Origin of the sequence: Variovorax paradoxus (genome assembly GCF_022009635.1) — a bacterium.
GTDB lineage: Bacteria > Pseudomonadota > Gammaproteobacteria > Burkholderiales > Burkholderiaceae_C > Variovorax.
On record NZ_CP091716.1, the window covers coordinates 6,233,795 to 6,259,236 of the forward strand.

27 protein-coding genes are annotated in these 25,442 nt (G+C 67.4%); 14 read left to right on the forward strand and 13 right to left on the reverse strand.

What is annotated here, in order from left to right; genetic code table 11:
- Positions 1–86: 86 nt before the first annotated feature.
- The 5 genes from L3V85_RS29080 to L3V85_RS29100 all read right to left on the reverse strand — a co-directional run bounded on the left by L3V85_RS29080 (position 87) and on the right by L3V85_RS29100 (position 4,007).
- The gene (locus tag L3V85_RS29080; protein ID WP_237676104.1) at positions 87–2,393 is read right to left on the reverse strand and encodes a methyl-accepting chemotaxis protein; all 2,307 of its coding nucleotides are present in this window, start codon (positions 2,391–2,393) and stop codon (positions 87–89) included.
- Positions 2,394–2,435: 42 nt separating this feature from the next.
- Positions 2,436–2,969, reverse strand: a complete 534-nt coding sequence (locus L3V85_RS29085; protein WP_237676105.1) for a chemotaxis protein CheW — start codon at positions 2,967–2,969, stop codon at positions 2,436–2,438.
- 19 nt (positions 2,970–2,988) lie between these two features.
- Entirely contained in the window at positions 2,989–3,354 is a 366-nt protein-coding gene (locus tag L3V85_RS29090; protein WP_237676106.1) for a response regulator, read from the reverse strand.
- Positions 3,354–3,752, reverse strand: coding sequence for a response regulator (locus L3V85_RS29095; protein WP_021012487.1), 399 nt, complete (start codon positions 3,750–3,752; stop codon positions 3,354–3,356). Before L3V85_RS29095 ends, L3V85_RS29090 begins: the two co-directional genes overlap by 1 nt.
- Positions 3,753–3,836: 84 nt before the next feature.
- The gene (locus L3V85_RS29100) at positions 3,837–4,007 is read right to left on the reverse strand and encodes a rubredoxin (RefSeq protein WP_007838397.1); all 171 of its coding nucleotides are present in this window, start codon (positions 4,005–4,007) and stop codon (positions 3,837–3,839) included.
- A gap of 111 nt (positions 4,008–4,118) precedes the next feature.
- Between L3V85_RS29100 and thiD the strand changes: the two genes are divergently transcribed.
- The 3 genes from thiD to L3V85_RS29115 are packed head-to-tail and all read left to right on the forward strand — an operon-like array spanning position 4,119 to position 6,880.
- Positions 4,119–5,081: a bifunctional hydroxymethylpyrimidine kinase/phosphomethylpyrimidine kinase gene (thiD, locus tag L3V85_RS29105; RefSeq protein ID WP_237676107.1), complete on the forward strand. Its 963-nt coding sequence runs from the start codon at positions 4,119–4,121 to the stop codon at positions 5,079–5,081.
- Complete coding sequence (gene hemL / locus L3V85_RS29110) at positions 5,081–6,361, forward strand: glutamate-1-semialdehyde 2,1-aminomutase (protein WP_237676108.1); 1,281 nt, start codon at positions 5,081–5,083, stop codon at positions 6,359–6,361. Before thiD ends, hemL begins: the two co-directional genes overlap by 1 nt.
- 3 nt (positions 6,362–6,364) lie before the next feature.
- Entirely contained in the window at positions 6,365–6,880 is a 516-nt protein-coding gene (locus L3V85_RS29115) for a hypothetical protein (protein WP_237676109.1), read from the forward strand.
- Positions 6,881–6,970: 90 nt separating this feature from the next.
- Here L3V85_RS29115 and purH read toward each other — a convergent pair whose 3' ends face one another.
- From purH to dusB, 3 genes are read right to left on the reverse strand one after another with little or no spacing between them, the layout of a single operon-like run.
- On the reverse strand, positions 6,971–8,578 hold the full coding sequence (gene purH, locus L3V85_RS29120) for a bifunctional phosphoribosylaminoimidazolecarboxamide formyltransferase/IMP cyclohydrolase (RefSeq protein ID WP_237676110.1): 1,608 nt from the start codon (positions 8,576–8,578) through the stop codon (positions 6,971–6,973).
- A gap of 16 nt (positions 8,579–8,594) precedes the next feature.
- Positions 8,595–8,831, reverse strand: a complete 237-nt coding sequence (locus L3V85_RS29125; protein WP_007838304.1) for a Fis family transcriptional regulator — start codon at positions 8,829–8,831, stop codon at positions 8,595–8,597.
- A gap of 16 nt (positions 8,832–8,847) precedes the next feature.
- Positions 8,848–9,909, reverse strand: coding sequence for a tRNA dihydrouridine synthase DusB (dusB, locus tag L3V85_RS29130; RefSeq protein ID WP_237676111.1), 1,062 nt, complete (start codon positions 9,907–9,909; stop codon positions 8,848–8,850).
- A 172-nt stretch (positions 9,910–10,081) separates the two neighbouring features.
- On the opposite strand from dusB, the gene L3V85_RS29135 reads away from it, so the two are divergent.
- Complete coding sequence (locus tag L3V85_RS29135) at positions 10,082–10,546, forward strand: YqaA family protein (protein WP_237676112.1); 465 nt, start codon at positions 10,082–10,084, stop codon at positions 10,544–10,546.
- 21 nt (positions 10,547–10,567) lie between these two features.
- Here L3V85_RS29135 and L3V85_RS29140 read toward each other — a convergent pair whose 3' ends face one another.
- Both L3V85_RS29140 and ychF read right to left on the reverse strand, forming a co-directional pair.
- The gene (locus tag L3V85_RS29140) at positions 10,568–11,242 is read right to left on the reverse strand and encodes a glutathione S-transferase (RefSeq protein ID WP_237676113.1); all 675 of its coding nucleotides are present in this window, start codon (positions 11,240–11,242) and stop codon (positions 10,568–10,570) included.
- Between the two features lie 172 nt (positions 11,243–11,414).
- On the reverse strand, positions 11,415–12,506 hold the full coding sequence (ychF, locus tag L3V85_RS29145; RefSeq protein WP_237676114.1) for a redox-regulated ATPase YchF: 1,092 nt from the start codon (positions 12,504–12,506) through the stop codon (positions 11,415–11,417).
- Between the two features lie 208 nt (positions 12,507–12,714).
- Between ychF and L3V85_RS29150 the strand changes: the two genes are divergently transcribed.
- From L3V85_RS29150 to rbsD, 6 genes are read left to right on the forward strand one after another with little or no spacing between them, the layout of a single operon-like run.
- Positions 12,715–13,668 (forward strand): sugar ABC transporter substrate-binding protein, encoded by a 954-nt coding sequence (locus L3V85_RS29150; protein ID WP_237676115.1) that lies wholly within the window; start codon positions 12,715–12,717, stop codon positions 13,666–13,668.
- Positions 13,669–13,720: 52 nt separating this feature from the next.
- Positions 13,721–15,349, forward strand: coding sequence for a sugar ABC transporter ATP-binding protein (locus L3V85_RS29155; protein ID WP_237680673.1), 1,629 nt, complete (start codon positions 13,721–13,723; stop codon positions 15,347–15,349).
- Entirely contained in the window at positions 15,346–16,335 is a 990-nt protein-coding gene (locus L3V85_RS29160; RefSeq protein WP_237676116.1) for an ABC transporter permease, read from the forward strand. The genes L3V85_RS29155 and L3V85_RS29160 overlap by 4 nt, the downstream gene beginning before the upstream one ends.
- Before the next feature lie 36 nt (positions 16,336–16,371).
- Positions 16,372–17,469, forward strand: coding sequence for a LacI family DNA-binding transcriptional regulator (locus L3V85_RS29165; RefSeq protein ID WP_237676117.1), 1,098 nt, complete (start codon positions 16,372–16,374; stop codon positions 17,467–17,469).
- On the forward strand, positions 17,466–18,431 hold the full coding sequence (gene rbsK, locus L3V85_RS29170; protein WP_237676118.1) for a ribokinase: 966 nt from the start codon (positions 17,466–17,468) through the stop codon (positions 18,429–18,431). Before L3V85_RS29165 ends, rbsK begins: the two co-directional genes overlap by 4 nt.
- Complete coding sequence (gene rbsD / locus L3V85_RS29175; RefSeq protein ID WP_237676119.1) at positions 18,428–18,820, forward strand: D-ribose pyranase; 393 nt, start codon at positions 18,428–18,430, stop codon at positions 18,818–18,820. The genes rbsK and rbsD overlap by 4 nt, the downstream gene beginning before the upstream one ends.
- 22 nt (positions 18,821–18,842) lie before the next feature.
- On the opposite strand, the gene L3V85_RS29180 is transcribed toward rbsD, so the two are convergent.
- Positions 18,843–19,724, reverse strand: coding sequence for an MOSC domain-containing protein (locus L3V85_RS29180; RefSeq protein ID WP_237676120.1), 882 nt, complete (start codon positions 19,722–19,724; stop codon positions 18,843–18,845).
- Positions 19,725–19,811: 87 nt separating this feature from the next.
- On the opposite strand from L3V85_RS29180, the gene L3V85_RS29185 reads away from it, so the two are divergent.
- The 3 genes from L3V85_RS29185 to L3V85_RS29195 are packed head-to-tail and all read left to right on the forward strand — an operon-like array spanning position 19,812 to position 23,552.
- Positions 19,812–20,939 (forward strand): FAD-dependent monooxygenase, encoded by a 1,128-nt coding sequence (locus L3V85_RS29185; RefSeq protein ID WP_237676121.1) that lies wholly within the window; start codon positions 19,812–19,814, stop codon positions 20,937–20,939.
- Between the two features lie 40 nt (positions 20,940–20,979).
- Entirely contained in the window at positions 20,980–21,702 is a 723-nt protein-coding gene (locus L3V85_RS29190) for a DsbC family protein (protein WP_237676122.1), read from the forward strand.
- Positions 21,702–23,552, forward strand: coding sequence for a M61 family metallopeptidase (locus L3V85_RS29195; protein WP_237676123.1), 1,851 nt, complete (start codon positions 21,702–21,704; stop codon positions 23,550–23,552). The genes L3V85_RS29190 and L3V85_RS29195 overlap by 1 nt, the downstream gene beginning before the upstream one ends.
- On the opposite strand, the gene L3V85_RS29200 is transcribed toward L3V85_RS29195, so the two are convergent.
- Positions 23,549–24,139 carry a DUF2325 domain-containing protein gene (locus L3V85_RS29200; protein ID WP_237676124.1) on the reverse strand — a complete coding sequence of 197 codons (591 nt, stop codon included), beginning with the start codon at positions 24,137–24,139 and terminating at the stop codon, positions 23,549–23,551. The two genes, L3V85_RS29195 and L3V85_RS29200, sit on opposite strands and share 4 nt — an antisense overlap.
- Positions 24,140–24,200: 61 nt before the next feature.
- A complete protein-coding gene (locus L3V85_RS29205) occupies positions 24,201–24,536 on the reverse strand; it encodes an SMR family transporter (RefSeq protein WP_093130430.1) in 336 nt (111 codons plus the stop codon).
- A 96-nt stretch (positions 24,537–24,632) separates the two neighbouring features.
- Here L3V85_RS29205 and L3V85_RS29210 point away from each other — a divergent pair, with 96 nt between their 5' ends.
- The gene (locus L3V85_RS29210) at positions 24,633–25,412 is read left to right on the forward strand and encodes an enoyl-CoA hydratase (RefSeq protein ID WP_237676125.1); all 780 of its coding nucleotides are present in this window, start codon (positions 24,633–24,635) and stop codon (positions 25,410–25,412) included.
- Positions 25,413–25,442: the final 30 nt, after the last annotated feature.

A 25,442-nucleotide genomic window follows, 5' to 3' on the forward strand; every position in this document is an offset into this window, starting at 1 on the left:
ACCGGCTTTGCCGGGCCGCTGGTGTTGCCCCCGGAAGGGGGTTGGCGAAGCGACACGAAGTGCGCGAAGGCTGGGGGAGAGCGTCATCACGCAATCTTGAAACGGGCTACCGAGCGGCGCAGTTCTTCGGCCATCTGCGAGAGTTCGCGCACCTGCTGGGCCGTGGTACGCGTACCTTCTCCGGTCTGCTCCGTCACCGCAAAGATGTGCTGGATGTTCGCGGCCACCACGTTGGCCGAATCGGCTTCGCGGGAGGCGGATTGCGAAATCTGCTCGATCAGGTCGGCGAGGCGGCGCGACACGCGGTCGATCTCGGACAGCGCGGTACCCGCGTTGTCGGACAGCTTGGCCCCTTCGACCACACCCTGCGTGGAGCGCTCCATGGCGCCCACCGCGTCCTGCGTGTCGGTCTGAATGGCCTTCACCAGCGCCGAGATCTGGCGCGTGGCGTCCGCGGAGCGTTCGGCCAGTCGCTGAACTTCTTCCGCCACCACCGAGAAGCCTCGGCCGGCTTCACCGGCGGACGCGGCCTGGATGGCGGCGTTCAGGGCCAGCACGTTGGTCTGTTCGGTAATGTCCGAGATCAGCTCGGTGATTTCACCGATCTCCTGCGACGATTCGCCCAGGCGCTTGATCCGCTTGGAGGTTTCCTGGATCTGGTCGCGGATGGAATTCATGCCGCCGATGGCGTTCTGCACGGCCTGCAGGCCCGACGATGCGGCTTGCAGCGACTGGCGCGCCACCGTGGCGGACTCTTGCGCCTGGGAAGACACGCCGTTGATTCGCTCGGCCATGGTCAGCACCGACTGGCCGGTTTCGCGAATCTCGCGCAGCTGCTCGGTCGAGGCGGCCAGCAGCTCGGTCGAGGTGCTTTCCACCTGCGACGTCGTCTGCGCCACGCGGGTCGCCGTGTTCTGCACGTTACCCACCAGCAGACGCAGTTCTTCCACCGTGTAGTTCACCGAGTCGGCGATGGCGCCGGTGATGTCCTCGGTCACGGTGGCTTCCTGCGTCAGGTCGCCTTCGGCCACTGTCTGCAGTTCGTTCATCAGCCGAAGAATGGCGGCCTGGTTGGCGTTGTTCACGCGGCCGGCCTCTTCCGAAGCCTGCTCGGCGGCCAGACGCTCGCGTTCGGCGACGGCGGCGCGTTCGCGGCCTTCGCGCACCTGCACGAAACCGATGGCGCCGGCCAGTGCCAGGGCGGCCAGCGACAGCACGAACAGCAGCACGATGGTGCCGGCGCCCAGGCCGGTGCGGGCCGAGAGCTTGTCCTGCAGGTCGCCGAGCGACTTACGCAGCGGCTCGCTGTCGGTCAGGATGGAAGCCTGCGCTTCGCGCGCCGCCACCAGGCCCTGCAGGTTGCCCAGAATGGCGGAAGCCTGCGTGCGCATCTGTTCGTAGGTCTTCAGGATGGCCTCGAGCTGCTGGCGCGTCTGCGGGTCTTTCGAGCCGGGGAAGCGCTGTTGCGCATTGCCGTCGAGCAGGCCGCGCGTGGTTTCCTGGAAGGTGTTCAAGTCCTTGCCGAGCAGGAACACGGCGTCGGGGTTCACGCCCTCGACCGTGAAGAATTCGTTGGTCGACTTGCCGATGCGCTGGGTCAGCATCACGAGCTGGCCGGCGGCCGAGATTTCAGGCAGCGTGGCGTTCTGCTGCATCTTCAGCGACGCGACGGTTTCCGTCATTTCGAGCAGCGTGGACGACTGCTGGTTGATGTCGCGCAAAGCGGCGCCCACCTGCGTCAGGATCTGGCGCTGGGCCAGCACGGCCTTGGCGCTGGTGTCGGCGCGGGTGACGAGAGGATTGATCTTGTTCATCTCCTCGTCGTACTGGTTGCCCACGCGCTCCAGGCGCAGCGATTCGTCGCCGTTGGTCAGGCCCTGCACGCGACGCGAGAGGTCGTCGGCGCTGTCCTTGACTTCGACGAACGCCGAGGCGCTGCCCACGAGGGCCTGCGAGATCGACTTGGCAAGACGCTGCGACTGCATCAGCGCCTGGCCGGTGGCGGCCACCTGCTGCGCGAGGCGTTCGGCGCGAAGAATGGCGGAGCCGGCCACCAGCAGCAGCAACAGCACCACGACCGCCAGCATGATCGCCAGGATGCGCTGCTGCTTGGCGGGGGCGGCGCCCACGCGGCCGCCCGCGGTGTCGGGCACGGCGTCGAGCGCGGCGGCGCCGGGCTCGTTGGCGGCGTCACCGCCGCCGGGCAGGTCGACATCGCCGAAGCTGGTGTCGGCCGCGCCGCTCTTCCTGGCGAGCTTCACGGTCTTTTCGTCCGGAACCTGAACCGTGTCGACATCGTCGAGCGATATCGCACCGGAGCCGTCGACGGGGGCCTTGTCGTTGCCGCTGTTGGCGGGCAGTAATTTCTTGAACTTGTCGGCGATCGAGCTCACGGTCGGTCCTTCAGGTGGTTTCGGGTGCTGCGTGCCGAGGCACTACGCACCAATACTCAAAAACTGGGGTTGCTGCGAAAGCGCCTGCAGGTTGACTTCCTGCCAGCGCTCTCCTGCCGCGTCGGTGTACAGATGCCCGTGCCAGGCAGGTGCTTCTGCGCCGGGTGGCTCGGAGGCAGTGAAGGCTTCCGCGCCCCGCAACCCCGCCAGTCGGTCGACCAGCAATGCGCAGTTGACTTCGAGCAGCTCGTTGAAAGCAACGAGCCGCGACTGGATGCGCGCCGCCTCGGTGGTGGCCTGCGTGCCCGGGCCGCCGGAGGCGAACGCCGACAGCTGCACCACGCCGTAGAGGCCGCCGCGCAGGTTGGCCACGCCCAGGAACCACGGCTCCGTGTAGGGCACGGGCTGCGGCGGCGTCCAGGGAAAGATTTCGCCGGCATGTCCCAGCGGAAAAAGGTACTTGCCCTCGCCCGCCTCGACCGCCAGCCACGTGGCGGCCACGCCGGTGGTGCGAGCTGCCTGCAGGCGGCTCGCCAGCCGGGACTGGAAGGCTCTCAGAGCATCGCGATTCGCCATGGACTGGGCAGGCTTTCGCTCAGTTCAGCGCGCTGATCTTGGACATCAGGTCGGCTGCGTTGACCGGCTTCACGATGTAGTCGCGGGCGCCCTGGCGCATGCCCCAGACGCGGTCGGTTTCCTGGTTCTTGCTGGTGCACAGAATGATCGGGATAGACGCGTACTTCGGGTCGCGAGCGATGGCGCGCGTGAGCTGGAAGCCGTTCTGGCCGGGCATCACGACGTCCATCAGGATCAGGTCGGGGTGTTCTTCCTCGAGGCGGCGCATGGCGTCGTCCGCGTTCTCGGCGGTCTTGACTGCAAAGCCGTTCTTCTGGAGGAGGTCGGTGAGGAAGACGAGCTCGGTCTTGGAGTCGTCGACGACGAGGATTTTTCGAATGGGCATTACTGCACTTCCTGTTGAACGATGCCGAACTGCTGCACGGCCTGCAGCAGCTGGTCTTTGGTGAATGGCTTGGTCAGGTAGTCCTGGGAGCCGACCATGCGGCCGCGCGCCTTGTCGAATACACCGTCTTTCGAAGACAGCATGACGACGGGGACATTGGAGAAATGAGCGTTGCGCTTGATGATGGCGCAGGTCTGATAGCCGTCGAGCCGCGGCATCAGGATGTCGCAGAAAATCAGATGCGGCTTGTGGTCGTTAACCTTGGAGAGCGCATCGAAGCCGTCTTCCGCCAGAAGAACCTCGTGCCCGCCCTGCTTCAGAAAAATCTCGGCACTGCGCCGGATGGTGTTGCTGTCGTCGATGACGAGCACCTTGTAACCAGATCCATTCGGGCCCATTGCAAACGCTCCTGCTCATGAGACTTGGAAGCCCGCCGCGCCGAACACCGACGCAGACCGCGTAGCTCTATCTATGCCATGCTTTCAGATTTCAACCATTTCGAAGTCTTCCTTGCGCGCACCGCACTCGGGACAGGTCCAGTTCATCGGAACGTCGGCCCAGGCCGTGCCTGCCGCGATACCGTCTTCTGGTACACCAACAGCTTCGTCATAGATCCACCCACAAATCAGGCACATCCAAGTTTTCGTATTCATCGGAGCTTAAAGTCCTTGTTCATTAAATGCAACGAGTGTATCTATGCGTATCTCATTAGCGGACTGTAAACGTCGCGCCTATGCCACCATCCAGGGGATGGAGCCCGGCGTATGACCATCTACTTACTTCCAGCAGATAACGCCCGCAAACCCGGCGATCTTAACGACCCCTCGCAGGCCGAGGACGAGGTCGCCGAGCGCGACCTGAATCCGCCCTGCGTGCTGGTGTTCAACGCCAGCGATCCCAGCGGCGCGGGCGGGCTGGGCGCGGACGCACTGGCCATGTCCTCGGTGGGGGCCCATGTGCTGCCCGTCGTCACCGGCGCCTACGCCCGGGACACGGCCGAGATTTTCGACCACTTCTCCTTCGACGAGGAAGCCATCGCCGAGCAGGCGCGCTCCATCCTCGAGGACGTCGAGGTCCAGCTGATCAAGGTGGGCTTCGTCGGCACGCCGGACGCGCTGAGCACCATCGCCGAGACCGCCGCCGACTACCCCGACGTGCCCGTGGTGGCCTACATGCCCAACCTGTCGTGGTGGGACGAGAACCTGATCGAGCCCTACCTGGACGCTTTCCGCGAGCTCGTTCTGCCCCAGACAACCGTGTTGGTAGGAAACCACAGCACCCTGTGGCGCTGGCTGCTGCCGGACTGGAACGGGGAGCGGCCGCCCACTGCGCGCGACATCGCCAAGGCCGCCGGAGAGTTCGGCGTGGCCTACACGCTGGTGACCGGCCTCGTGCTGCCCGACCAGTTCATCGACAACGTGCTGGCCTCGCCGCAGTCGGTACTCACCAGCGAAAAGTACGAACGGCTCGAGGCCGTGTTCACCGGCGCCGGCGACACCCTGTCGGCCGCGCTGGCGGCCCTCCTGGCCAGCGGCACCGACCTGGTGGCCGCGACCACCGAAGCGCTGGCCTACATGGACCGCTGCCTGGACGCGGGCTTTCGCCCCGGCATGGGCCATGTGCTGCCCGACCGCCTCTTCTGGGCCGAACCGGAAGACGACGAAGACGATGAAGACCCGGATGCCGCTCCGGACTTCGCCCTCCCCCCCCACGACACCCGCCACTGATGACCGACCGCAACGACACCCTTTTCGAACGCGCCCGCGCCGTGATCCCCGGCGGCGTCAACTCGCCCGTGCGCGCCTTCAAGGCCGTGGGCGGCACGCCCCGCTTCATCCAGCGCGCGCAAGGCGCCTATTTCTGGGACGCCAACGACAAGCGCTACATCGACTACATCGGCTCGTGGGGCCCGATGATCCTGGGCCACGGCCACCCCGCCGTGGTCGAGGCGGTGCAGAAGGCCGTGCTCGAAGGCTTCTCGTACGGCGCGCCGACCGAGCGCGAGATCGAACTGGCCGAGGCCATCCTCGCGCTGGTGCCGTCGATGGAAATGGTGCGGCTGGTCAGCTCCGGTACCGAGGCAGCCATGAGCGCGTTGCGCCTGGCACGCGGCGCCACCGGCCGCAAGAGCATCGTCAAGTTCGAGGGCTGCTACCACGGCCATGCCGACGCGCTGCTCGTGAAGGCCGGCTCCGGCCTTGCCACCTTCGGCAACCCGACCTCGGCCGGCGTGCCGCCCGAGGTGGTGCAGCACACCATCGTGCTCGAGTACAACAACCTGCAGCAGCTGGAAGAAGCCTTCGCGCTGCACGGCAAGGACATCGCCTGCCTGATGATCGAGGCCATCGCCGGCAACATGAACTTCGTGCGTGCCACGCCCGAGTTCGCCAGGCGCTGCCGCGAACTCTGCACGCAGCACGGCGCGCTGCTGGTGTTCGACGAAGTGATGACCGGCTTTCGCGTGGGCCTGCACGGCGCGCAAGGCGTACTGGGCATCAAGCCCGACCTCACGGTGCTGGGCAAGGTCATCGGCGGCGGCATGCCGCTGGCGGCCTTCGGCGGTCCGCGCGCGATCATGGAGCAGCTCGCGCCGCTGGGCCCGGTCTACCAGGCCGGCACGCTGTCGGGCAATCCGGTGGCCACGGCCTGCGGCCTGGCCACGCTGAAGGAAATCGCCAAGCCCGGCTTCTACGAAGCGCTCGGCAAGAAAACGCGCTCGCTGGTCGACGGCCTGAAGGCCGCCGCGGCCACCGAGGGCCAGCCCTTCAACGCCGACAGCGAAGGCGGCATGTTCGGCTTCTTCCTGATGAAGGACTTGCCGCAAAACTATGCCACCGTGATGACAACCGACAACGCAAAATTCAATGCGTTGTTTCACGGTTTGCTCGATCGCGGCGTGTATATTGCCCCCGCGCTTTACGAGGCTGGCTTCGTGAGCGCAGCCCACAGCGACGACGACATCGCCGCGACCATCGAAGCCGCAAAACAAATCTTCAGGACCCCTTAGCCCATGATCTCCCTGCGCATGTTGCCGGTGTTGAGCGCTGCACTCCTCGCTTCTCTTCTTCCCGGCCTCGCACTTGCGCAGTCCTCCGAGCCTTCTTCTTCATCGTCGTCGTTCGACCTGAAGAAGATCTGGATCAACCCCGGCTTCTATTCGGCGCACTTCGACGGCGGCAAGGGGCTGGAGAACGTCAACCAGGGCCTGGGCTTCGAGTACCCGCTGAACGACACGTACCGCGTCACGGCCGGCACCTTCCGCAACAGCGACCGCCGGCAGTCGAACTACCTCGGGCTGTATGTACTGCCCGTCGAGTTCTACGGCGTGAAGTTCGGCGCGGTGGTGGGCGGCTTCGACGGCTACCCCAACTACCGCAACGGCAACTGGTTCCCGGCCATCCTTCCGGTGGCGGCCATCGAAGGCAAGAACTGGGGCCTGAACATCGCCTACGTGCCGACGATCAAGAACCGGCTGTATGGCGCGGTCACCTTCCAGCTGAAATACCGCTTCGGCAACCACGAGTAGCCGACGTCGACACCAAAGAAAAAGGCCGGCAGCGTTGCCGGCCTTTTTCTTGGGAATGGCGTGCCGCCCCTTGACGGAGCGGCAGCGCTTTCAGTGCCTGAAGTGACGCACGCCCGACAGCACCATCACCACGCCGCGTTCGTCGGCAGCGTCGATCACTTCCTGATCGCGCATCGAGCCGCCCGGCTGGATGACGCAGCTCGCGCCCGCGTCCACCACCACATCGAGGCCGTCGCGGAACGGGAAGAAGGCGTCGCTGGCCACTGCCGTGTCCTTCAGCGACAGGCCGGCATGCTCGGCCTTGATGCTGGCGATGCGCGCGGAGTCGAGGCGGCTCATCTGGCCCGCGCCCACGCCCATGGTCATGCCGTTGGCGCAGAAGACGATCGCGTTGCTCTTGACGTACTTCGCGACTTTCCATGCGAACAGCAGGTCCTGCAGTTGCTGCGGCGTGGGCTGCTTCTTGCTGACGACCTTGAGGTCGGCAATCGCGAGCTCGTGGTTGTCGGCGGTCTGGATCAGCAGGCCCGAGCCGACGCGCTTGACGTCCATGGCGTTGCGGCCGTTGTCCCAGTCGGTGGTTCCCCCCTTGGGCAGCGCGATCTCGAGCACGCGCACGTTGAGCTTGGCCTTGGTGGCCTGGAACACTTCGAGCGCCTCGGGCGTGTAGCCCGGCGCCATCAGCACTTCGACGAACTGCTTGGCGATCTCTTGCGCGGTGGCGCCGTCGACCGGGCGGTTGAAGGCGATGATGCCGCCGAAGGCCGAGGTCGGGTCGGTCTTGAAGGCCTTGCCGTAGGCTTCGGCCGCGTCCTTGCCGATGGCCACGCCGCAGGGGTTGGCGTGCTTGACGATCACGCAGGCCGGCACATCGAAGCTCTTGACGCATTCCCACGCCGCATCGGCGTCGGCGATGTTGTTGTAGCTCAGCTCCTTGCCTTGCAGCTGCTTGGCCGACACCAGCGAACCGGGCGCCGGGTACAGGTCGCGGTAGAACGCGGCCTGCTGGTGCGGGTTCTCGCCGTAGCGCAGGTCTTGCACTTTCACGAAGCGGCCGTTGCTCTGCGCCGGGAACAGCGAACGCTTGGGCGCGGGCTGGCCGATGCTGGCGTCGAAGTCGATGGCCGAGAGGTAGTCGCTGATGGCGCCGTCGTAGTCGGCGATGCGGTTGAACGCGGCCACCGAGAACGCGAACTTGGTCTTGTCGCTGAGCTTGCCTTCGGCCTTCAGTTCGGCCAGCGCCACGGCGTATTGCGAGGCGTCGGTCAGCACGCCGACGTCCTTCCAGTTCTTGGCCGCGCTGCGCACCATGGCCGGGCCGCCGATGTCGATGTTCTCGATCGCGTCTTCCAGCGTGCAGCCGGGCTTGGCCACGGTGGCTTCGAACGGATAGAGGTTGACGATCAGCAGGTCGATGGTGTCGATGCCGTGTTCCTTGATGGCGGCAACGTGCGCGGGCAGGTCGCGGCGCGCCAGCAGGCCGCCGTGGATCTTCGGGTGCAGCGTCTTCACGCGGCCGTCGAGCATTTCAGGAAAGCCGGTGTGGTCGGCGACTTCGGTCACCGGCAGGCCGGCGTCGGCCAGCAGCTTGGCGGTGCCGCCGGTGGACAGCAGCTTGATGCCGAGCGCATGCAGCGCCTGGGCGAATTCAAGGATGCCGGTCTTGTCGGATACGGAGATGAGTGCAGTCTGGGCCATGGGATATGCCGTGGAGTTATTTCAAAAGTTTGTGCTCGACCAGCTTCTTGCGAAGGGTGTTGCGATTCAGGCCCAACCATTGCGCGGCCTTGGATTGATTGCCCTCGGCGCGCGTCATCACGACGTCGAGCAGGGGTTTCTCGACCACCCGCACGAGCATTTCGTACATGCCGTCGGGTTCGGTGCCGCGCAGATCGCGAAAGTAGCTGTCCAGACTGGTGCGCACGCAGTCCTCGATGTGTTTCTTGCTCATTGCTTCTTCTCTTTTTTCAATCGACGGCGCAAGCCGCCTCCTCTTCACCAGACAGTTCGTTGTCTGCCTCGTGCTGCACGGGCATGCGTTCCATGCGGTCCGCCAGCCCGTCGAAATAGTCGCCGACCGCGCGCAGCTGCTCGCCGCAGTCCTCGATGGTGTTCATGCGCGCGCGAAACGCCTCGCCCTCCGGCAATGTGCGCACGTACCAGCCGATGTGCTTGCGCGCCGTGCGCACACCGCTGTAGTCGCCGTACAGCGCATAGTGCTCCACGAGATGGTCGAGCAGCAAGCGGCGCACTTCCGCCACCAGCGGCGGCGCGCGGTGCGTGCCGGTTTCCAGGAAATGCGCGATCTCGCGAAAGATCCAGGGCCGGCCCTGCGCGGCGCGGCCGATCATCACCGCGTCGGCGCCGGTGGCCGCGAGCACGTCGCGCGCCTTCTCGGGCGAGCGGATGTCGCCGTTGGCCACCACCGGCACGCGCACCGCGGCCTTCACGGCGGCGATGGTGTCGTACTCGGCATGGCCCTTGTAGCCCTGCTCGCGCGTGCGGCCGTGCACCGTGAGCATCTGCACGCCGGCGGACTCGAAGTCGCGCGCCAGCTTCACCGCGTTGCGGTGGTCATGGCTCCAGCCGGTGCGCATCTTCAGCGTGACCGGCACGTTGAAGGGCCGCGCGGCATCGACCACCGCCTGCACGATCTCGAGCGCCAGCGGCTCGTCGCGCATCAGCGCCGAGCCCGCCCACTTGTTGCAGACCTTCTTGGCCGGGCAACCCATGTTGATGTCGATGATCTGCGCGCCGCGCTCGATGTTGTAGACCGTGGCCTCGGCCATCATGTCGGCGTCGGTGCCGGCGATCTGCACCGCGATGGGGCCCGGCTCGCCGTCGTGGTTGGCGCGGCGCGAGGTCTTGAGCGTGCCCCACAGCTCCTTGCGCGAGGTCACCATCTCGCTGACCGCGTAGCCCGCGCCCAGCGCACGGCACAGCATGCGGAAGGGCCGGTCCGTCACGCCGGCCATGGGCGCGACGAACAGGCGGTTTTCCAGCGTGTGGGTGCCGATCTGCAGGGTCATTTGGGAAGAAGCGGTGCGCGTTCGGCTGCTGAAAAATGAGGCACGATTGTAGCCACGTGGCATTTCAGCGACTGAAACGATTTGCGCCTGGGTACCGGTGTAAACACGGGTGCGCGCCGGGGCCTTCTCCCACGCGCCGGCGACGTGAGCGCTGCCTATACTGCGCGACCTTATGCAAGCCTGGCTCGACTCCCTCATGGCGCTGCTGGCGCTGCCGCAGTACGGTCTCTCGACCCTGTTCGTCGCGGCGTTCATCTCGGCAACCCTTCTGCCGGTGGGCTCCGAGCCCGTGCTCTTCGGCCTGCTCAAGCTCAACCCGGAATTGTTCTGGCCGGCCATCGCGGTGGCCACCGTGGGCAACACGCTGGGCGGCGCGGTCGACTGGTGGATGGGCTACGCCGCGCACAAAGTGGCCGACAAATACTCGCACTCGAAACATCATGTGCGGGTTCTGGGCTGGCTCGAGCGGCTCGGACCCAAGGCCTGCCTGCTGAGCTGGCTGCCGGTGGTGGGCGACCCGCTGTGCGCGGTGGCGGGCTGGCTCAAGCTGCCGTTCTGGCAGTGCGTGGCCTACATGGCGATCGGCAAGTTCCTGCGCTACGTCACCATGACGGTGGCGCTGCTGCAGGTCTTCTGAGCGGCTTTCGCTCGCCGGGGATCAGCTCAGCAGCCCGTAGGGGCCGCCGCGCTCGAGCGCGCGCTTGTACGCCGGGCGCGAATGGATGCGCTCCAGATAGGCCATGAGCTTCGGCCGCTTCGCGTCGAGTCCGCCGCGCGCCTGCGCCGCCTCGACAGGGAAGCTCATCTGGATGTCGGCGCCGGTGAACGCGTCGCCCGCGAACCACTCGCTCTTGCCGAGCTCGGCCTCCATGAAATTCAGGTGGCTCACGATGTTCGGATTGATGAACGCCGACTTCGTCTTGCTCGCGATGGCCTTGGCGATCGGCTTCGCGAAGAACGGCATCTTGGTGGTCTCGATGCGGTCGAACACCAGCTTGAGCAGCAGCGGCGACATCGCCGAGCCTTCGGCGAAATGCAGCCAGTAGCGATAGCGCACCGCATCAGGCGTGCCCGGCGCGGGCGCGAGGCGGCCGTTGCCGAAGCGCTCGATGAGCGTCTCCACGATCGCCCCCGACTCCGCGAGCGTGAGCCCGTCATCCGTCGTCACCACCGGCGACTTGCCCAGCGGATGCACGGCCCGCAGCGAAGCGGGCGCCAACATGGTCTGCGGATCGCGCTGGTAGTGGACGATCTCGTAGGGCAGCTCGAGTTCTTCGAGCAGCCAGAGCACGCGCTGCGAGCGCGAGTTGTTGAGGTGGTGGACGGTGAGCATGAGGCGGGCCTTGGAAGAGACAGGGCGCGCGGAGTCTATCCAACGCCCCTCGAAAACGCACGGATCCATGTGAGAAACACCGAGGAACCGGCTCCGCCAGGCCTCAGGTGTTGCCCCCGGCAGGGGGAAGGCGAAGCGACACGAAGTGCGCGCAGCCTGGGGGCGAGCCCTATTACGAGCTGAACAAGAAATTCATCACGTCGCCATCCTTGACGACGTATTCCTTGCCTTCCGAGCGCATCTTCCCCGCGTCCTTCGCGCCCTGCTCGCCCTTGAAGGCGATGTAGTCCTCGAAGGCGATGGTCTGGGCGCGGATGTAGCCCTTCTCGAAGTCGCCGTGGATCACGCCGGCCGCCTGGGGGCCGGTGTCGCCGATGTGGATGGTCCAGGCGCGCACTTCCTTCACGCCGGCGGTGAAGTAGGTCTGCAGGCCCAGCAGCTTGAAGGCGGCGCGGATCAGGCGGTTCAGGCCCGGTTCTTCCTGGCCGATTTCGGCGAGGAACATCTTCTTGTCTTCGTCGTCCATCTCGGCCAGGTCGGCTTCGATCTTGGCGCAGATGGCGACCACGGGCGCGCCCTGCTTGGCGGCGTATTCGCGCAGGCGGTCGAGGTACGGGTTGTTCTCGAAGCCGTCTTCCGACACGTTGCCCACGAACATCGCGGGCTTGGCGGTGATCAGCGTGAAGCTCTTGACCAGCGGCTGCTCTTCCTTGGTGAACTCGAGCGCGCGCACGGGCGTGTTCTCGTTCAGCGCGGCCTGGCAGCGCTCGAGCAGGCCGACCAGCTTCTGCGCGTCCTTGTCGCCGGAGCGGGCAACCTTGGTGTGGCGGTGCAGCGCCTTCTCGACCGTGGCCAGGTCGGCCAGGCAGAGTTCGGTCTGGATCACTTCGATGTCGGAGATGGGGTCGACCTTGCCGGCGACGTGGATCACGTTCTCGTCGTCGAAGCAGCGCACCACGTTGACGGTGGCGTCGGTCTCGCGGATGTGCGCCAGGAACTTGTTGCCCAGGCCTTCGCCGGTGCTGGCACCGGCCACCAGGCCGGCGATGTCGACAAACTCGACGATGGCGGGCACCACGCGCTCGGGCTTGACGATCTCGGCGAGTTGGTCGAGCCGCGGATCGGGCACTTCCACCACGCCCACGTTGGGCTCGATGGTGCAGAAGGGATAGTTTTCCGCCGCGATGCCGGCCTTGGTCAACGCATTGAAAAGGGTGGATTTACCGACGTTGGGCAGGCCGACGATGCCGCATTGCAAACTCATGGGGGGTCCTCTTGGGTAACCGCGAATTTTAGGCGACCATGGTGGCACGCCCCTGCGACAGGTCTTCGGACCCGCATTCCGCTGCCCTGAACATCAGGGTTAGCACCGACCGGCAAACGTTTGCGCAAACGTTTCCCTTCGGTAATATCGGAGCCCCCGGCAAAGACCGGCGTCCCGCTCTGATCAACCACCTCAGGAGACATTCACCATGAAGTTCACCCGCCGTACCCTGCAAAGCGCTGCCGCCCTGACGCTCCTGGGCGCCATCGTCGCGACGCCCGCCTTCGCCCAGGACAAGCCGAAGGTCGCGCTGGTCATGAAGTCGCTGGCCAACGAGTTCTTCCGCACCATGGAAGACGGCGCCAAGGCGCATCAGAAGGCCAATGCCGCCCAGTACACGCTGGTGGCCAACGGCATCAAGGACGAGACCGACACCGCCGCCCAGATCAAGATGGTCGAGCAGATGGTGGCGCAGAAGATCAACGCGCTGGTCATCGCGCCGGCCGATTCGAAGGCGCTGGTGCCGGTCATCAAGACGGCCATCGACAAGGGCATCCTGGTGGTCAACATCGACAACCAGCTCGACGCCGCCGCCCTCAAGGAAAAGGGCATCCAGGTGCCCTTCGTGGGCCCCGACAACCGCGCCGGCGCCAAGCTGGTGGGCGACGCGCTGGCCAAGGAACTGAAGTCGGGCGACAAGGTCGGCATCATCGAAGGCGTGTCGACCACCTTCAATGCGCAGCAGCGCACGCTGGGCTATCAAGACGCCATGAAGGCGGCCGGCGTGACAGTGGTCGGCGTGCAGTCGGGCCAGTGGGAAATCGACAAGGGCAATACCGTGGCCGCCGGCATGCTGCGCGAGCACCCCGACCTGAAGGCCCTGCTCGCCGGCAACGACAGCATGGCGCTGGGCGCCGTGGCCGCGGTCAAGGCCGCTGGCAAGACCGGCAAGGTGCTGGTCGTGGGCTACGACAACATCGGCGCCATCAAGCCCATGCTGGCCGACGGCCGCGTGCTGGCCACGGCCGACCAGTTCGCCGCCAAGCAGGCGGTGTTCGGCATCGAGACCGCGCTGAAGGCCATCGCCGACAAGAAGAAGCAGTCGGAAATGCCCGCTGAAGTGAAGACCGACGTGGTGCTGGTCACCAAGTCGTCCAAGTAAAAAACAATCTCCCGACAGAAGAAAAGAGCCTCCGTTGACCGCACCCGCCGCAATGAACGACAACCGCGCCCAGCCCGTGCTCTCGCTGAGCACGATGGGCAAGGACTATGCGGCGCCGGTGCTGGACGACGTCTCGCTCGTGCTCAATGCCGGCGAGGTGCTGGCCCTCACGGGCGAGAACGGCGCCGGCAAGAGCACGCTGTCGAAGATCGTCTGCGGCCTGGTGCAGCCCACGCGCGGCCAGATGCTGCTGGACGGCCAGCCCTTCGCGCCCGGCTCGCGCCGCGACGCCGAACGGCTGGGCGTGCGCATGGTGATGCAGGAGCTGGGCCTCGTCACCACGCTCTCGGTGGCCGAGAACCTGCTGCTCGACCGCCTGCCCAGCAAGACCGGCTGGATCCGCCGCGGCAAGCTGAACGAGCTGGCCGCGCGCCAGCTCGCCAAGATCGGCATGCAGAACATCGACCCTGCCACGCCCGTCGCGCGGCTGGGCATCGGCCAGCAGCAGATGGTGGAGATCGCGCGCAACCTGCAGGACGACACGCGCGTGCTGGTGCTCGACGAGCCCACTGCCATGCTCACCCCGCGCGAAACCTCGCACCTGTTCGAGCAGATCGAGTTGCTGAAGGCGCGCGGCGTGGCCATCGTCTACGTGTCGCACCGCCTCGAAGAGCTTCAGCGCATCGCCGACCGCGTGGCGGTGCTGCGCGACGGGCGGCTGGTCGACGTGCGCGCCATGGCCGGCGTGCGCGAATCCGAGCTGGTGCAGCGCATGGTCGGGCGCGCGGTGCATGAACACGAAGGCCGCGAGCGCCGCACCGCCGGCCCGGTGCTGCTGAGCGCGCGCGGCATCGGCCGGGCGCAGGTCGTGCGCGACGTCGACATCGACCTGCGCGCGGGCGAAGTCATGGGCCTGGCCGGCCTGGTCGGCTCGGGCCGGACCGAGCTGGTGCGGCTGCTGTTCGGCGCCGACCGCGCCGATCGCGGCGAGATCACCCTTTATGAGAACGACCAGCCCGTGCAGCAGGCACGCAAGGGCTGGCGCTCGCCGATGCAGGCCATCCGCGCCGGCATCGGCCTCGTCACCGAAGACCGCAAGTCGCAGGGCCTGCTGCTGACGCAATCGATCCGCGTCAACGCCACGCTGAGCGACCTGGGCGCCATTTCCCGCGCCGGCTGGCTGCAGCGCGCCAAGGAGCGCGGCATTGCGCAGAAGCTGGTGGAGCTGCTGCGCATCCGCTCGCGCAGCATCGAGCAGCCCGTTGCCACGCTCAGCGGCGGCAATCAGCAGAAGGTGGTGTTCGCGCGCTGGCTGCACCGCGAATGCAAGGTGCTGCTGCTGGACGAACCCACGCGCGGCGTGGATGTGGGCGCGCGCGCCGACCTGTACGCCGAGCTCGACCGCATGACCGACGCCGGCAAGGCGCTGCTGATGGTGTCGAGCGACCTGCGCGAACTGATGGCCATGTGCGATCGCATCGGCGTGATGAGCGCCGGCCGCCTCGTCGCGGTTTTCGAGCGTGGCGAATGGACCGAACAATCGCTGCTGGCCGCGGCCTTCAGCGACGCGACCGGACGCGCCGCCGCCCCCACACTGGCACCCGCCGCTTCCGTGGCGCCCGCGCCGCCCGCCTCCATTGCCGCCCCCGACTCGACCCCGGTCTCCGCCGACACACCATGAACGCTGCCGCTACACCGACCACCTCCGCCTCGCCGTCCGCGCTCAAGGGCCAGCTCGGCACCTACCTGGGCCTGACAGTCGTGCTCGTCGGCATGATCGCGCTCTTCGGGTCGCTGAGCGAATACTTCCTGACGCGCGAGACCTTCGTCTCCATCGCCAACGAGATTCCCGCGCTGGCCGTGATGGCGGTCGGCATGACCTTCGTGCTGATCATCGCGGGCATCGATCTGTCCGTCGGCTCTGTGCTGGCGCTCAGCGCGGCCGTCACCGCGGCCGCCATCCTCGAATGGAAGCTGTCGGTGCCGCTGGCCGCGGTGCTCGGCCTCGCCACTGGTCTGATCTGCGGCACGGTCACCGGCGCGGTGTCGGTGGCCTGGCGGCTGCCGAGCTTCATCGTTTCGCTGGGCATGCTCGAGGCGGTGCGCGGCGGCGCCTACCTGGTGACCGATTCGCGCACGCAGTACGTCGGCGACGCCATTTCGGGCCTGGCCGCGCCGTGGATCGGCGGCATCTCGGCCGCCTTCGTGCTGGCGGTGGTGCTGGTCGTCATCGGGCAGATGGTGCTCACGCGCACCGTGTTCGGCCGCCACGTGGTGGGCATCGGCACGAATGAAGAAGCGATGCGCCTGGCGGGCGTCGATCCGCGGCCCGTCCGCATCATCGTGTTCGCGGTGACCGGGCTGCTGGCCGGTCTCGCGGGCCTCATGCAGTCGGCGCGCCTGGAAGCGGCCGACCCGAACGCCGGCGTGGGCATCGAGCTGCAGGTGATCGCGGCCGTGGTCATCGGCGGCACCAGCCTCATGGGCGGGCGCGGCTCGGTGGTCAACACCTTCTTCGGCGTCCTGATCATCGCGGTGCTGGAAGCGGGGCTCGCGCAAGTGGGCGCGAGCGAGCCGAGCAAACGCATCATCACCGGCGCGGTGATCGTGGTCGCGGTCATCATCGACACACTGCGCCAGCGCCGGGCCGACCGCCGCCTGGACTGACGACGCACCACCCCCTTCAAGAGAACAGAAAGAGCCATGGCCACCATCAAGGATGTCGCGCTGCAAGCGGAGGTCTCCGTCACCACCGTGTCGCACGTGGTCAACGACACGCGTCACGTGAGCGCCAAGGTGCGCGAACGCGTGGAACTCGCCATCCGCGAGCTGGGCTACGTGCCCAACGCGATGGCGCGCAGCCTGAAGAGCAACACCACCTCGACGCTGGGCATGCTCATTCCCAACAGCTCGAACCCGTACTTCGCGGAGATCGTGCGCATCGTGGAAGACCGCTGCTTCGGCGCCGGCTACACGCTGGTGCTGTGCAACACCGACGACGAGCCCCACCGCCAGAGCGTCTACCTGCAGGTGCTGGCCGAGCGCCGCATCGACGGACTGATCGTGGTGCTGACCGGCACCGGCGACGACGACGCGCTGGTCAAGCAGCTGCACGGACTGCGCGTGCCCACGGTGCTGGTCGACCGCGAGATCGCCGACCCGGCCTGCGACCTGGTCGAGACCGCGCACATGCAGGGCGGCCTGCTCGCGGTGCGCCACCTGCTGTCGCTGGGCCACAAGCGCATTGCCTGCATCGGCGGGCAGGCGGGCGTGATGCCGAGCGAGCAACGCATCGAAGGCTGGCGCATGGCGCTGGCCGAAGCCGGCGCCACGCCCGACATCGCCAACGGCGACGCGCTGCTGTGGCGCGGCGGCTTCACCAGCCAGGGCGGCTACGAGGCCATGCACGCCATCTTGCGCACCGAGCGCAAGCCGTCGGCCGTGTTCGTCTGCAACGACCTGATGGCCATCGGCGCGCTGCGCGCGGCGCATGAAAGCGGCGTGCGCGTGCCCGACGACCTGTCGATCGTGGGCTTCGACGACATCGAACTCTCGGCCTACACGAGCCCCCCGCTCACCACCGTGGCCCAGCCCAAGGAGCGCATCGGCGCGATGGCGGTCGACATGCTGCTCGAGCAGATGGGCGGCAAGCGGCGCGACGCGCGCAAGGTGGTGCTGCAACCCGAGCTGCGGGTGCGCGCATCGACCGCGCGCCACGCCAGCTTCCGCGAAGCCACCGTCGTGCCCGCCGCCGCCGAAACACCATCGTCAACGGAAACCCGAAAGTCCCGCACCCCGTGAGCCTGAAGCCTTCTTCCAGCAGCCCGGCCCCGTCACCCCGCATCGTGGTGCTCGGCAGCCTCAACATGGACCTGGTGCTGCGCGTGCCGCATGCGCCGGCCGCGGGCGAGACCCTGCTGGGCCATTCGATCGCCAATATTCCCGGCGGCAAGGGCGCGAACCAGGCCGTGAGCTGCGCGCGCGAAGGCGCGCAGGTGCAGATGATCGGCTGCGTTGGCGACGACGCCCACGGCACCGCGCTGCGCGAGGCGCTCGAGCGCGACGGCATCGACACCGCCGCGCTGCGCACCGTGGCCGGCGAGCCCACGGGCACCGCGCTGATCCTCGTGGAAGACAGCGGCCAGAACCGCATCGTGATGATCCCTGGCGCCAACGCCAGGGTAGAGATCGACGAAGCCGCGCTCAAGCGCCAGGTGCAGGGCGCCGCCTTCCTGGTGGCGCAGTTCGAGACACCGCTGGACCAGGTCGCGCGCGCGATTTCCGCCGCGCACGGCGCGGGCTGCAAGGTGCTGCTGAACCCGTCGCCGGTGCAGCCCATTGCCGAGCCGCTGTGGCAGCGGATCGACACGCTGGTCGTCAACGAGATCGAGGCGCAGACGCTGTGCGGCCAGCCCGCCGACAGCCCGCTGGAAGCCGCCGCGGCCGGCCGGGCGCTGCGCGCCAAGGGCATCGCGCGCGTGGTCGTCACACTGGGCGCGCGCGGCGCCGTGGCGGTCGACGCCGACGGCGCGCGGCACCACCCCGCGCCCAAGGTGCAGGCGGTCGACACCACCGCCGCCGGCGACACATTCCTGGGCGCGCTCGCGGTCGCGCTGGGCGAAGGCCAGTCCTTCGACGAGGCCGTACGCCTGGGCATCCGCGCCGCGGCGCTGTGCATCCAGCAGCCCGGCGCCCAACCCTCCATTCCGCAGCGCGACGCCGTGCTGCGCAGCCCGCTGCCTCCCGACTGGATCACGCTGTGAAACGAACCGCCCTGCTGCACGCCGAACTCTCCCACGTGATCGCCTCGCTGGGCCACGGCGACATGCTCGTGCTGGGCGACGCCGGCCTGCCGATTCCCGACGGCCCGCGCCGCATCGACCTGGCCGTGGCGCGGGGCGTGCCGCAACTCTGCGACGTGCTGGAGGCGGTGCTGTCGGAGATGCAGGTGGAAGGCATCGTGGTGGCCGGCGAGGCGCTGGACGACGCGAAGAATCTGCCGGGCTGGTATCCGCAGTCGCTGGGCATTGCGCCGCAGACGGTGTCGCACGAGGAATTCAAGCGCCGCACGGCAAAGGCGCGGGCCATGGTGCGTACGGGCGAGTGCACGCCCTACGCGAACATCATCCTGATCGCCGGCGTGAAGTTCTGAAGCGCCGCCCGGGCGCCGACCGTCATTCGAACTTGTAGTTCGCGCCCACCGGCTGGCCGACCTTGAGCATGTGCTCCACGCCCTGGATCACGATGCAGTTCATGCCGAAGGTGATGCCGCCGTCCACGCGCGGATCGGCGCGGTAGGTGCGCAGCATGTCGCCGACCTCGGGGCTGCTGAGGGCGGTGGCCGGGTCGATGTCCGGGATCGGGCAGCGGGTGCAGGGCTTGACGGGGCGCAGTTCGGCCCCGCCCTCGCCGGTGGAGATGTGCAGCGCTTCCACCCGATCCTCGTCGTGCGACTCCATGCCCGCCAGCACGATGTTGGGACGGAAGCGCTCGATGCCGACCGCGTCGTGGCCCGCCGCCGCCAGGCGAGCGTTCAAGTCGGCCAAGGAGCCTTCGCTCGCCACCAGCACCGGGTAGCCGTCGGCGAACTGGTTCTCGGCCTCGATGCCGCCGGTCCACTTCAGGCTCGACAGGCGCTTCTGCTCGGGGTCGAAGCGCACGAGGCGCAGGGTCTGCGGCTTGCCGGGCTCCGAGAGGAAATCGCTGAACCACTGGGCGGCGATGTCGCCCATGTCGTAGGCCGCCACTTCGTCTTTCCAGACGCGCACGCGCACCGGCTTTTCGACGCGGTCGAAGGCCAGGTGCAGCGCCAGCATGCCGGGCGCGCGCAGCACCACTTCCATGTGCTTCATCTGCGGCTTGATCAGCGCCATGCGCGGCAGCTGCCGCTGGGTGACGAACTCGCCCTGGGCGTCGACCACCATCCAGGCCCGGTCGAACTCCAGGCCGGTCTCGGTCAGCAGCATTTCGGGAAGCTCGACCCCGCCGCAGGACTTGACCGGGTAGATGAACAGGCGCGCGATGGTGGCTTCGAGGTCGAAAGCGGGCTGGGACACGGTGGGGTTCCTTGGAAATCGGCGGCAATTGTCCCGCATCGCGGAGGTGCCACCTCGGGGCGCGGGCGTAGTCCATACAATTGTTCGATGGCCCTCCCTCCAGAAGTTTGCATTCGCGGCGCCGGCATCGTCGGCCGTACGCTGGCCCTGCTGCTCGCGCGCGAGCGTGTGCGCGTCGCGCTGGTGGTGCCGCCGGCCGCTCAGGGCAAGGAAGACATCCGCGCCTATGCGCTGAACACCGCCTCCCGCACGCTGCTCGATTCGCTGCGCGCCTGGCCCGACGCCGCGCACGCCACGCCGGTACACGAAATGCTGGTGCACGGCGACGAAGGCGGCCGGGTGCAGTTCAGCGCCGCGCGCCAGAAGGTCGACGCGCTGGCATGGATCGTCGACGTGCCCGCGCTCGAACAGCAACTGGCCGACGCGGTGCGCTTCCAGCCCCTCATCGAGGTCGTGACCGAGCCCGTGGCCGCGCCGCTCACCGTGGTGTGCGAAGGCAAGGCCAGCACCACGCGCGAGGCGCTCGGCGTGAGCTACGAAGTCACCCGCTATCCCCAGCATGCGATTGCCGCCCGGCTCGAGGCCGAGCAGTCGCACGACGGCATCGCGCGCCAGTGGTTCAACGACAAGGGCGAAGTGCTCGCGCTGCTGCCGTTGGGCGGCGTGCACGGCAAGACGGTCGCGCTGGTCTGGTCGGTCGACCAGCTGCGCGCGCCGGCCCTGCTGGCGCAAGCCGACGAGGAATTCAACGCCGCCGTCACCGAGGCCAGCCACGCGGCGCTCGGCGCGCTCAAGCTCACGAGCGAGCGCGGCGCCTGGCCGCTGGCCCGTGCCATCGCCGACCGATGGACCGGCGCCATGCCCGGCCAGCCGACCCGCTCCTGGGCACTGGCGGGCGACGCCGCCCACACGGTGCATCCGCTGGCCGGCCAGGGCCTGAACCTGGGCCTGGCCGACGCGGCCGCGCTGGCCGACGTGATCCGCAACCGCGACTACTGGCGCAGCGTGGGCGACGCCCGCCTGCTGCGCCGCTACGAGCGCGCCCGCCGCGCCGACGTGCTGCAGATGAGCCTGGCGACCGACGGATTGCAGCAACTTTTCTCGCACAACCTGGGTCCACTGCCTGCATTGCGCAACTGGGGCATGCGCGGTTTCGACCGCACGCGCCTCGTCAAGCACTGGATCACGGCGCAGGCGATGGGCCTGAAGGCCTGACGCCCTGCTTTCTTCTCGAATCGAACCAACGGATCTTCCGATGACACTCGCACGCAACCTCCTACTCGCCGCCTGCACGCTGGGCGCCGTCGTGGCCGCCACGGCCGGCGAAGCCGAGATCCGCAAGAACCTGCCCTCGCGCATCCCGCAGTTCCCGGCCATCGACGAAGTGTCGAAGTCGCCGATCGCGGGGCTCTACGAAGTGCGCGTGAACGGCTCGCAGATCTTCTACACCGACGAGCAGGGCAACTACCTGATCCAGGGCAACCTGATCGACGTGAAGTCGCGCAAGAACCTGACCGAGGAACGCGTCGAGAAACTCAGCGCCGTCGCCTTCGACCAACTGCCGCTGAAGGACTCGATCAAGATCGTGCGCGGCAACGGCAAGCGCAAGCTCGCGGTGTTCGAAGACCCGAACTGCGGCTACTGCAAGCGCTTCGAGAAGGACATGAAGACGGTCGACAACGTGACCGTGTACCTGTTCCTGTACCCGGTGCTCGGCCCCGATTCGAACATCAAGTCGCGCGACATCTGGTGCAGCAAGGACAAGGGCAAGGCCTGGGGCGACTGGATGGAATCCAGCACCAAGCCCACCACCGCGCCGAGCAGCTGCGACGTGACCGCGCTGCAGCGCAACGTCGAGTTCGGCCGCAAGTACAACATCACCGGCACGCCCACGCTGATCTTCAGCGACGGCACACGCACGCCCGGCGCCATTCCCGCAGAGCAGGTCGAGAAGCAACTCGCCGCTTCGTCGAGCTGATGGCGGCGAAGGCTCCTGTGCGGCGCAGTGCCGCCGCCGTTGCCGCGCCAGTGGCCGGCGTTCGTTTTCGCGTCGAATGCGCGGACCTCCATGCGCGCCTGTTCGGCGTGACGCTCACCATCGACGCGCCCGCCGCGCGGCAGCGCGTGTCGCTGCCGGTGTGGATTCCGGGCAGCTACCTGGTGCGCGAATTCGCCAAGAACCTGCAGGGCCTGCGCGCCACGCAGGGACGCCGCAAGCCGACGCTGACACAGCTCGACAAATGCAGCTGGCTGGTCGAATGCACGCCCGGCCAGCCGCTGGTGCTGAACTACCAGGTCTGCGCCTACGACAACTCGGTGCGCACCGCCTGGCTCGATGCCGAGCGCGGCTTCTTCAACGGCACCAGCGTGTGCCTGCGGGTCGAGGGCCAGACCGATGCGCCGCATGCGCTGGAAATCGTCGCGCCCGTGCTGGCCGACGACGCCCCGCGCTGGTCCTGCGCCACGGCGCTCGTGCCGCTCAAGGCCGACAGGCACGGCTTCGGCAGCTACCAGGCCGCCGGCTACGACGAGCTGGCCGACAGTCCGGTCGAGATGGGCGCGTTCTGGAGCGCCGAATTCGAGGCCTGCGGCGTGCCGCATCGCTTCGTGGTCGCGGGCGCCGCGGCCTCGTTCGACGGCGACAGGCTCATCGCCGACACCAAGGCCATCTGCGAAGCCGAGATGCGCTTCTGGCATGGCGACAAGGCCGGCAAGCGCGGCGGCCCGAAGCTGCCGATCGACCGCTACGTGTTCATGCTCAACGCCGTGGACGACGGTTACGGCGGCCTCGAGCATCGCCACTCCACCGCGCTGATCTGCAACCGCCGCGACCTGCCGCAGCGCGGCGAAAAGAAGAAGCAGCCCGAGGGCTACACCACGCTGATGGGCCTCATCAGCCACGAATACTTCCACACATGGAATGTCAAGCGCATGCGGCCCGGCGAGTTCGCGCGCTACGACTACAGCCAGGAAAACTACACGCAGCTGCTGTGGTTCTTCGAGGGCTTCACCAGCTACTACGACGACCTGCTGCTGCGCCGCGCCGGCCGCATCGACGACGCGGCCTACCTGCGCCTGCTGAACAAGACCATCAACCAGGTCATGCAGACGCCGGGCCGGCTGGTGCAGCCGGTGGCCGACGCGAGCTTCGATGCCTGGGTCAAGTACTACCGCCAGGACGAACAGACGCCCAACAGCACGGTGAGCTACTACACCAAGGGCGCGCTGGTGGCGCTGTGCTTCGACCTCACCTTGCGCCACGAAGGCAAAGGCACGCTCGACGACGTGATGCGCCACCTGTGGACGCACGGCGGCGGCGGGCCGATCAGCGAAGCCGACATTGCCGCCGCGCTGGAGGCAGTGAGCGGCCGTTCGTATGCGGTGGAACTCGCGCGCTGGGTGCATTCGACCGAGGAGCTTCCGCTCGCGCAGCTGCTGCGCGCGCACGGCGTGGCCACGCTGGAAGACCCTTCGCAGCAGGCTCAGGCGCTGGGCCTGCGCGTGGCCGAAGCCAACGGCAGCGTGCAGGTGAAGGTGGTGCTGCGCGGTGGCCCCGCCGAGAAGGCCGGCTTTTCGGCGAACGACGAGTGGATCGGCATCGAACTGCCTGCCGTCGGCAAGCGGGGCCAGCAGCGGCCGGCGCAAGCCTGGCGCATCGCCAAGCTCGACGATCTGGCGCTGTACCTGGGCGACGCGACGAAGTGCACGGCAATCGTGGCGCGGGACCGCAAGCTGATCAGGCTGCCGCTGGCGCTGCCGACAAATGCGACCACCTGGCGCCTGTTCGCGCACGACGCCACCAAGGTGGCAGGCTGGCTGGCCGGCTAGGCGTTTTCGGCCGCGGCCGGGTGCCGCACGAACATCATCGGCTGCGGCTCGCCGACCAGCACGCAGGGTTTGCCGGTCCTGCGGCAATGGTCCTGCACACGCCAGTAGGCGTCGTGGCTCACGCAGCCGGTCTGGCAGATCACGAGGTCGGCGGCACGCAGGCTGGCTTCGAGCGCGGCGGGGTCGTCCGCATCGCCTTCCCCGCCATCGTGGTGCAGGTAGCGTCCTCCTGCGATCTCCACCAGCTGGCGAGCGAGCGAAGGCGCCTCGTCGTCATGGCCGACGCACAGCACGGCTTTCTCGCGCAGGTCGGCGGGCGCCTCCGGCCGGGGCGGCCGCAGGTGGCGCCGGCTGCCCGGCGACAGCAGCGCATTCAGCCGCTTGGGCAGGGCCGCACCCGCCGCGGCGCGCGCGGCCAGTTCCTCGCGCACGATGACAATGGCTGAATCGCGCGCCACCAGCGCGCCGCGCAAACGGACGATCTGCGCCTCGAGCCTTTCGATCAGCGCGGCCTGCTCGGCCAGCAGGCGCGAGCAACGCTCCTGTGCCCTGGCATAGGCCCGCAGCAACACGGCATGTTCTTGCATCGGGAACTCCATGGCGGGCATTCTAGATGAGAGCAATTCTCAACTGAAGACCCTGCGATGGTCAGTGCGAAACCGACTTCGAGAACACGTTCACCACCACCACGCCCGCAATGATCAGCCCGAGCCCCGCGATCGCCGGCCCGTCGAGCTTCTGGCCGAACCACAGCCAGCTCACGAGCGAGATCAGCACGATGCCCACGCCCGACCAGATCGCATAGGCGATGCCGGTCGGAATGGTGCGCAGCGTGAGCGAGAGGAAAAAGAACGCGACCACGTAGCCGGCCACCGAGGCCAGCGTGGGCCAGAGCCGGGTGAAACCGTCCGAGCCCTTGAGGAAACTGGTGGCAATCACTTCGGCCACGATGGCAACGAACAGGTAGGCGTAGTTGGAACTCATGGCGGGCACTCTATGGGAACTCGCCATGCCCTGCCACCGCGCCGGCCATGCTGGGTATAGTGAAGCGCGTTTTTCTTCCCCTTCCCCGGAGACACCATGAGCTACGAAAACATCGAAGTGCGGACCGAAGCAGGCAAGGTCGGCATCATCACCCTCAACCGCCCCAAGGCCCTGAATGCGCTGAACGACGCGCTCATGACCGAGCTGGGCCAGGCCCTGAAGGCCTTCGACGCGGACGATGCCATCGGCTGCATCATCCTCACGGGCAGCGAGCGCGCCTTCGCGGCCGGCGCCGACATCGCGGCGATGGCCAAGTACAGCTTCATCGACACCTACAAGGGCGACTACATCACGCGCAACTGGGAAACCATCCGCTCCATTCGCAAGCCGGTGATCGGCGCGGTGGCCGGCTTCGCGCTGGGCGGTGGCTGCGAGCTGGCGATGATGTGCGACTTCATCATCGCGGCCGACAACGCGAAGTTCGGCCAGCCCGAGATCAAGATCGGCGTGATCCCCGGCGCCGGCGGCACGCAGCGCCTGCCGCGCGCGGTGGGCAAGAGCAAGGCCATGGACATGGTGCTCACGGCCCGCATGATGGACGCGGCCGAAGCCGAGCGCGCCGGCCTCGTGAGCCGCGTGGTGCCTTTCGAGAAACTCGCCGACGAGGCGCTGGGCGCGGCGCTGATCATCTGCGGCTACTCGCAGATTTCGGTGATGGCGGCCAAGGAATCGGTCAACCGCGCCTTCGAGGGCGGCCTGAGCGACGGCGTGATGTTCGAGCGCCGGCTGTTCCACGCGCTGTTCGCCACCGTCGACCAGAAGGAAGGCATGGACGCTTTCCTGAACAAGCGTCAGCCGGATTTCAAGAACGCCTGATTCCGGCGCGCGCCGGGCTGCCGGCCGTGC

Bases quoted from the DNA above. Each gene is read 5' to 3' on its own strand.
- L3V85_RS29085 (WP_237676105.1), bottom strand. From the start codon at position 2,969: ATGGCGAATCGCGATGCTCTGAGAGCCTTCCAGTCCCGGCTGGCGAGC.
- L3V85_RS29090 (WP_237676106.1), bottom strand. From the start codon at position 3,354: ATGCCCATTCGAAAAATCCTCGTCGTCGACGACTCCAAGACCGAGCTC.
- L3V85_RS29095 (WP_021012487.1), bottom strand. From the start codon at position 3,752: ATGGGCCCGAATGGATCTGGTTACAAGGTGCTCGTCATCGACGACAGC.
- L3V85_RS29100 (WP_007838397.1), bottom strand. From the start codon at position 4,007: ATGAATACGAAAACTTGGATGTGCCTGATTTGTGGGTGGATCTATGAC.
- thiD (WP_237676107.1), top strand. From the start codon at position 4,119: ATGACCATCTACTTACTTCCAGCAGATAACGCCCGCAAACCCGGCGAT.
- hemL (WP_237676108.1), top strand. From the start codon at position 5,081: ATGACCGACCGCAACGACACCCTTTTCGAACGCGCCCGCGCCGTGATC.
- L3V85_RS29115 (WP_237676109.1), top strand. From the start codon at position 6,365: ATGATCTCCCTGCGCATGTTGCCGGTGTTGAGCGCTGCACTCCTCGCT.
- purH (WP_237676110.1), bottom strand. From the start codon at position 8,578: ATGGCCCAGACTGCACTCATCTCCGTATCCGACAAGACCGGCATCCTT.
- L3V85_RS29125 (WP_007838304.1), bottom strand. From the start codon at position 8,831: ATGAGCAAGAAACACATCGAGGACTGCGTGCGCACCAGTCTGGACAGC.
- dusB (WP_237676111.1), bottom strand. From the start codon at position 9,909: ATGACCCTGCAGATCGGCACCCACACGCTGGAAAACCGCCTGTTCGTC.
- L3V85_RS29135 (WP_237676112.1), top strand. From the start codon at position 10,082: ATGCAAGCCTGGCTCGACTCCCTCATGGCGCTGCTGGCGCTGCCGCAG.
- L3V85_RS29140 (WP_237676113.1), bottom strand. From the start codon at position 11,242: ATGCTCACCGTCCACCACCTCAACAACTCGCGCTCGCAGCGCGTGCTC.
- ychF (WP_237676114.1), bottom strand. From the start codon at position 12,506: ATGAGTTTGCAATGCGGCATCGTCGGCCTGCCCAACGTCGGTAAATCC.
- L3V85_RS29150 (WP_237676115.1), top strand. From the start codon at position 12,715: ATGAAGTTCACCCGCCGTACCCTGCAAAGCGCTGCCGCCCTGACGCTC.
- L3V85_RS29155 (WP_237680673.1), top strand. From the start codon at position 13,721: ATGAACGACAACCGCGCCCAGCCCGTGCTCTCGCTGAGCACGATGGGC.
- L3V85_RS29160 (WP_237676116.1), top strand. From the start codon at position 15,346: ATGAACGCTGCCGCTACACCGACCACCTCCGCCTCGCCGTCCGCGCTC.
- L3V85_RS29165 (WP_237676117.1), top strand. From the start codon at position 16,372: ATGGCCACCATCAAGGATGTCGCGCTGCAAGCGGAGGTCTCCGTCACC.
- L3V85_RS29185 (WP_237676121.1), top strand. From the start codon at position 19,812: ATGGCCCTCCCTCCAGAAGTTTGCATTCGCGGCGCCGGCATCGTCGGC.
- L3V85_RS29190 (WP_237676122.1), top strand. From the start codon at position 20,980: ATGACACTCGCACGCAACCTCCTACTCGCCGCCTGCACGCTGGGCGCC.
- L3V85_RS29195 (WP_237676123.1), top strand. From the start codon at position 21,702: ATGGCGGCGAAGGCTCCTGTGCGGCGCAGTGCCGCCGCCGTTGCCGCG.
- L3V85_RS29200 (WP_237676124.1), bottom strand. From the start codon at position 24,139: ATGCAAGAACATGCCGTGTTGCTGCGGGCCTATGCCAGGGCACAGGAG.
- L3V85_RS29205 (WP_093130430.1), bottom strand. From the start codon at position 24,536: ATGAGTTCCAACTACGCCTACCTGTTCGTTGCCATCGTGGCCGAAGTG.
- L3V85_RS29210 (WP_237676125.1), top strand. From the start codon at position 24,633: ATGAGCTACGAAAACATCGAAGTGCGGACCGAAGCAGGCAAGGTCGGC.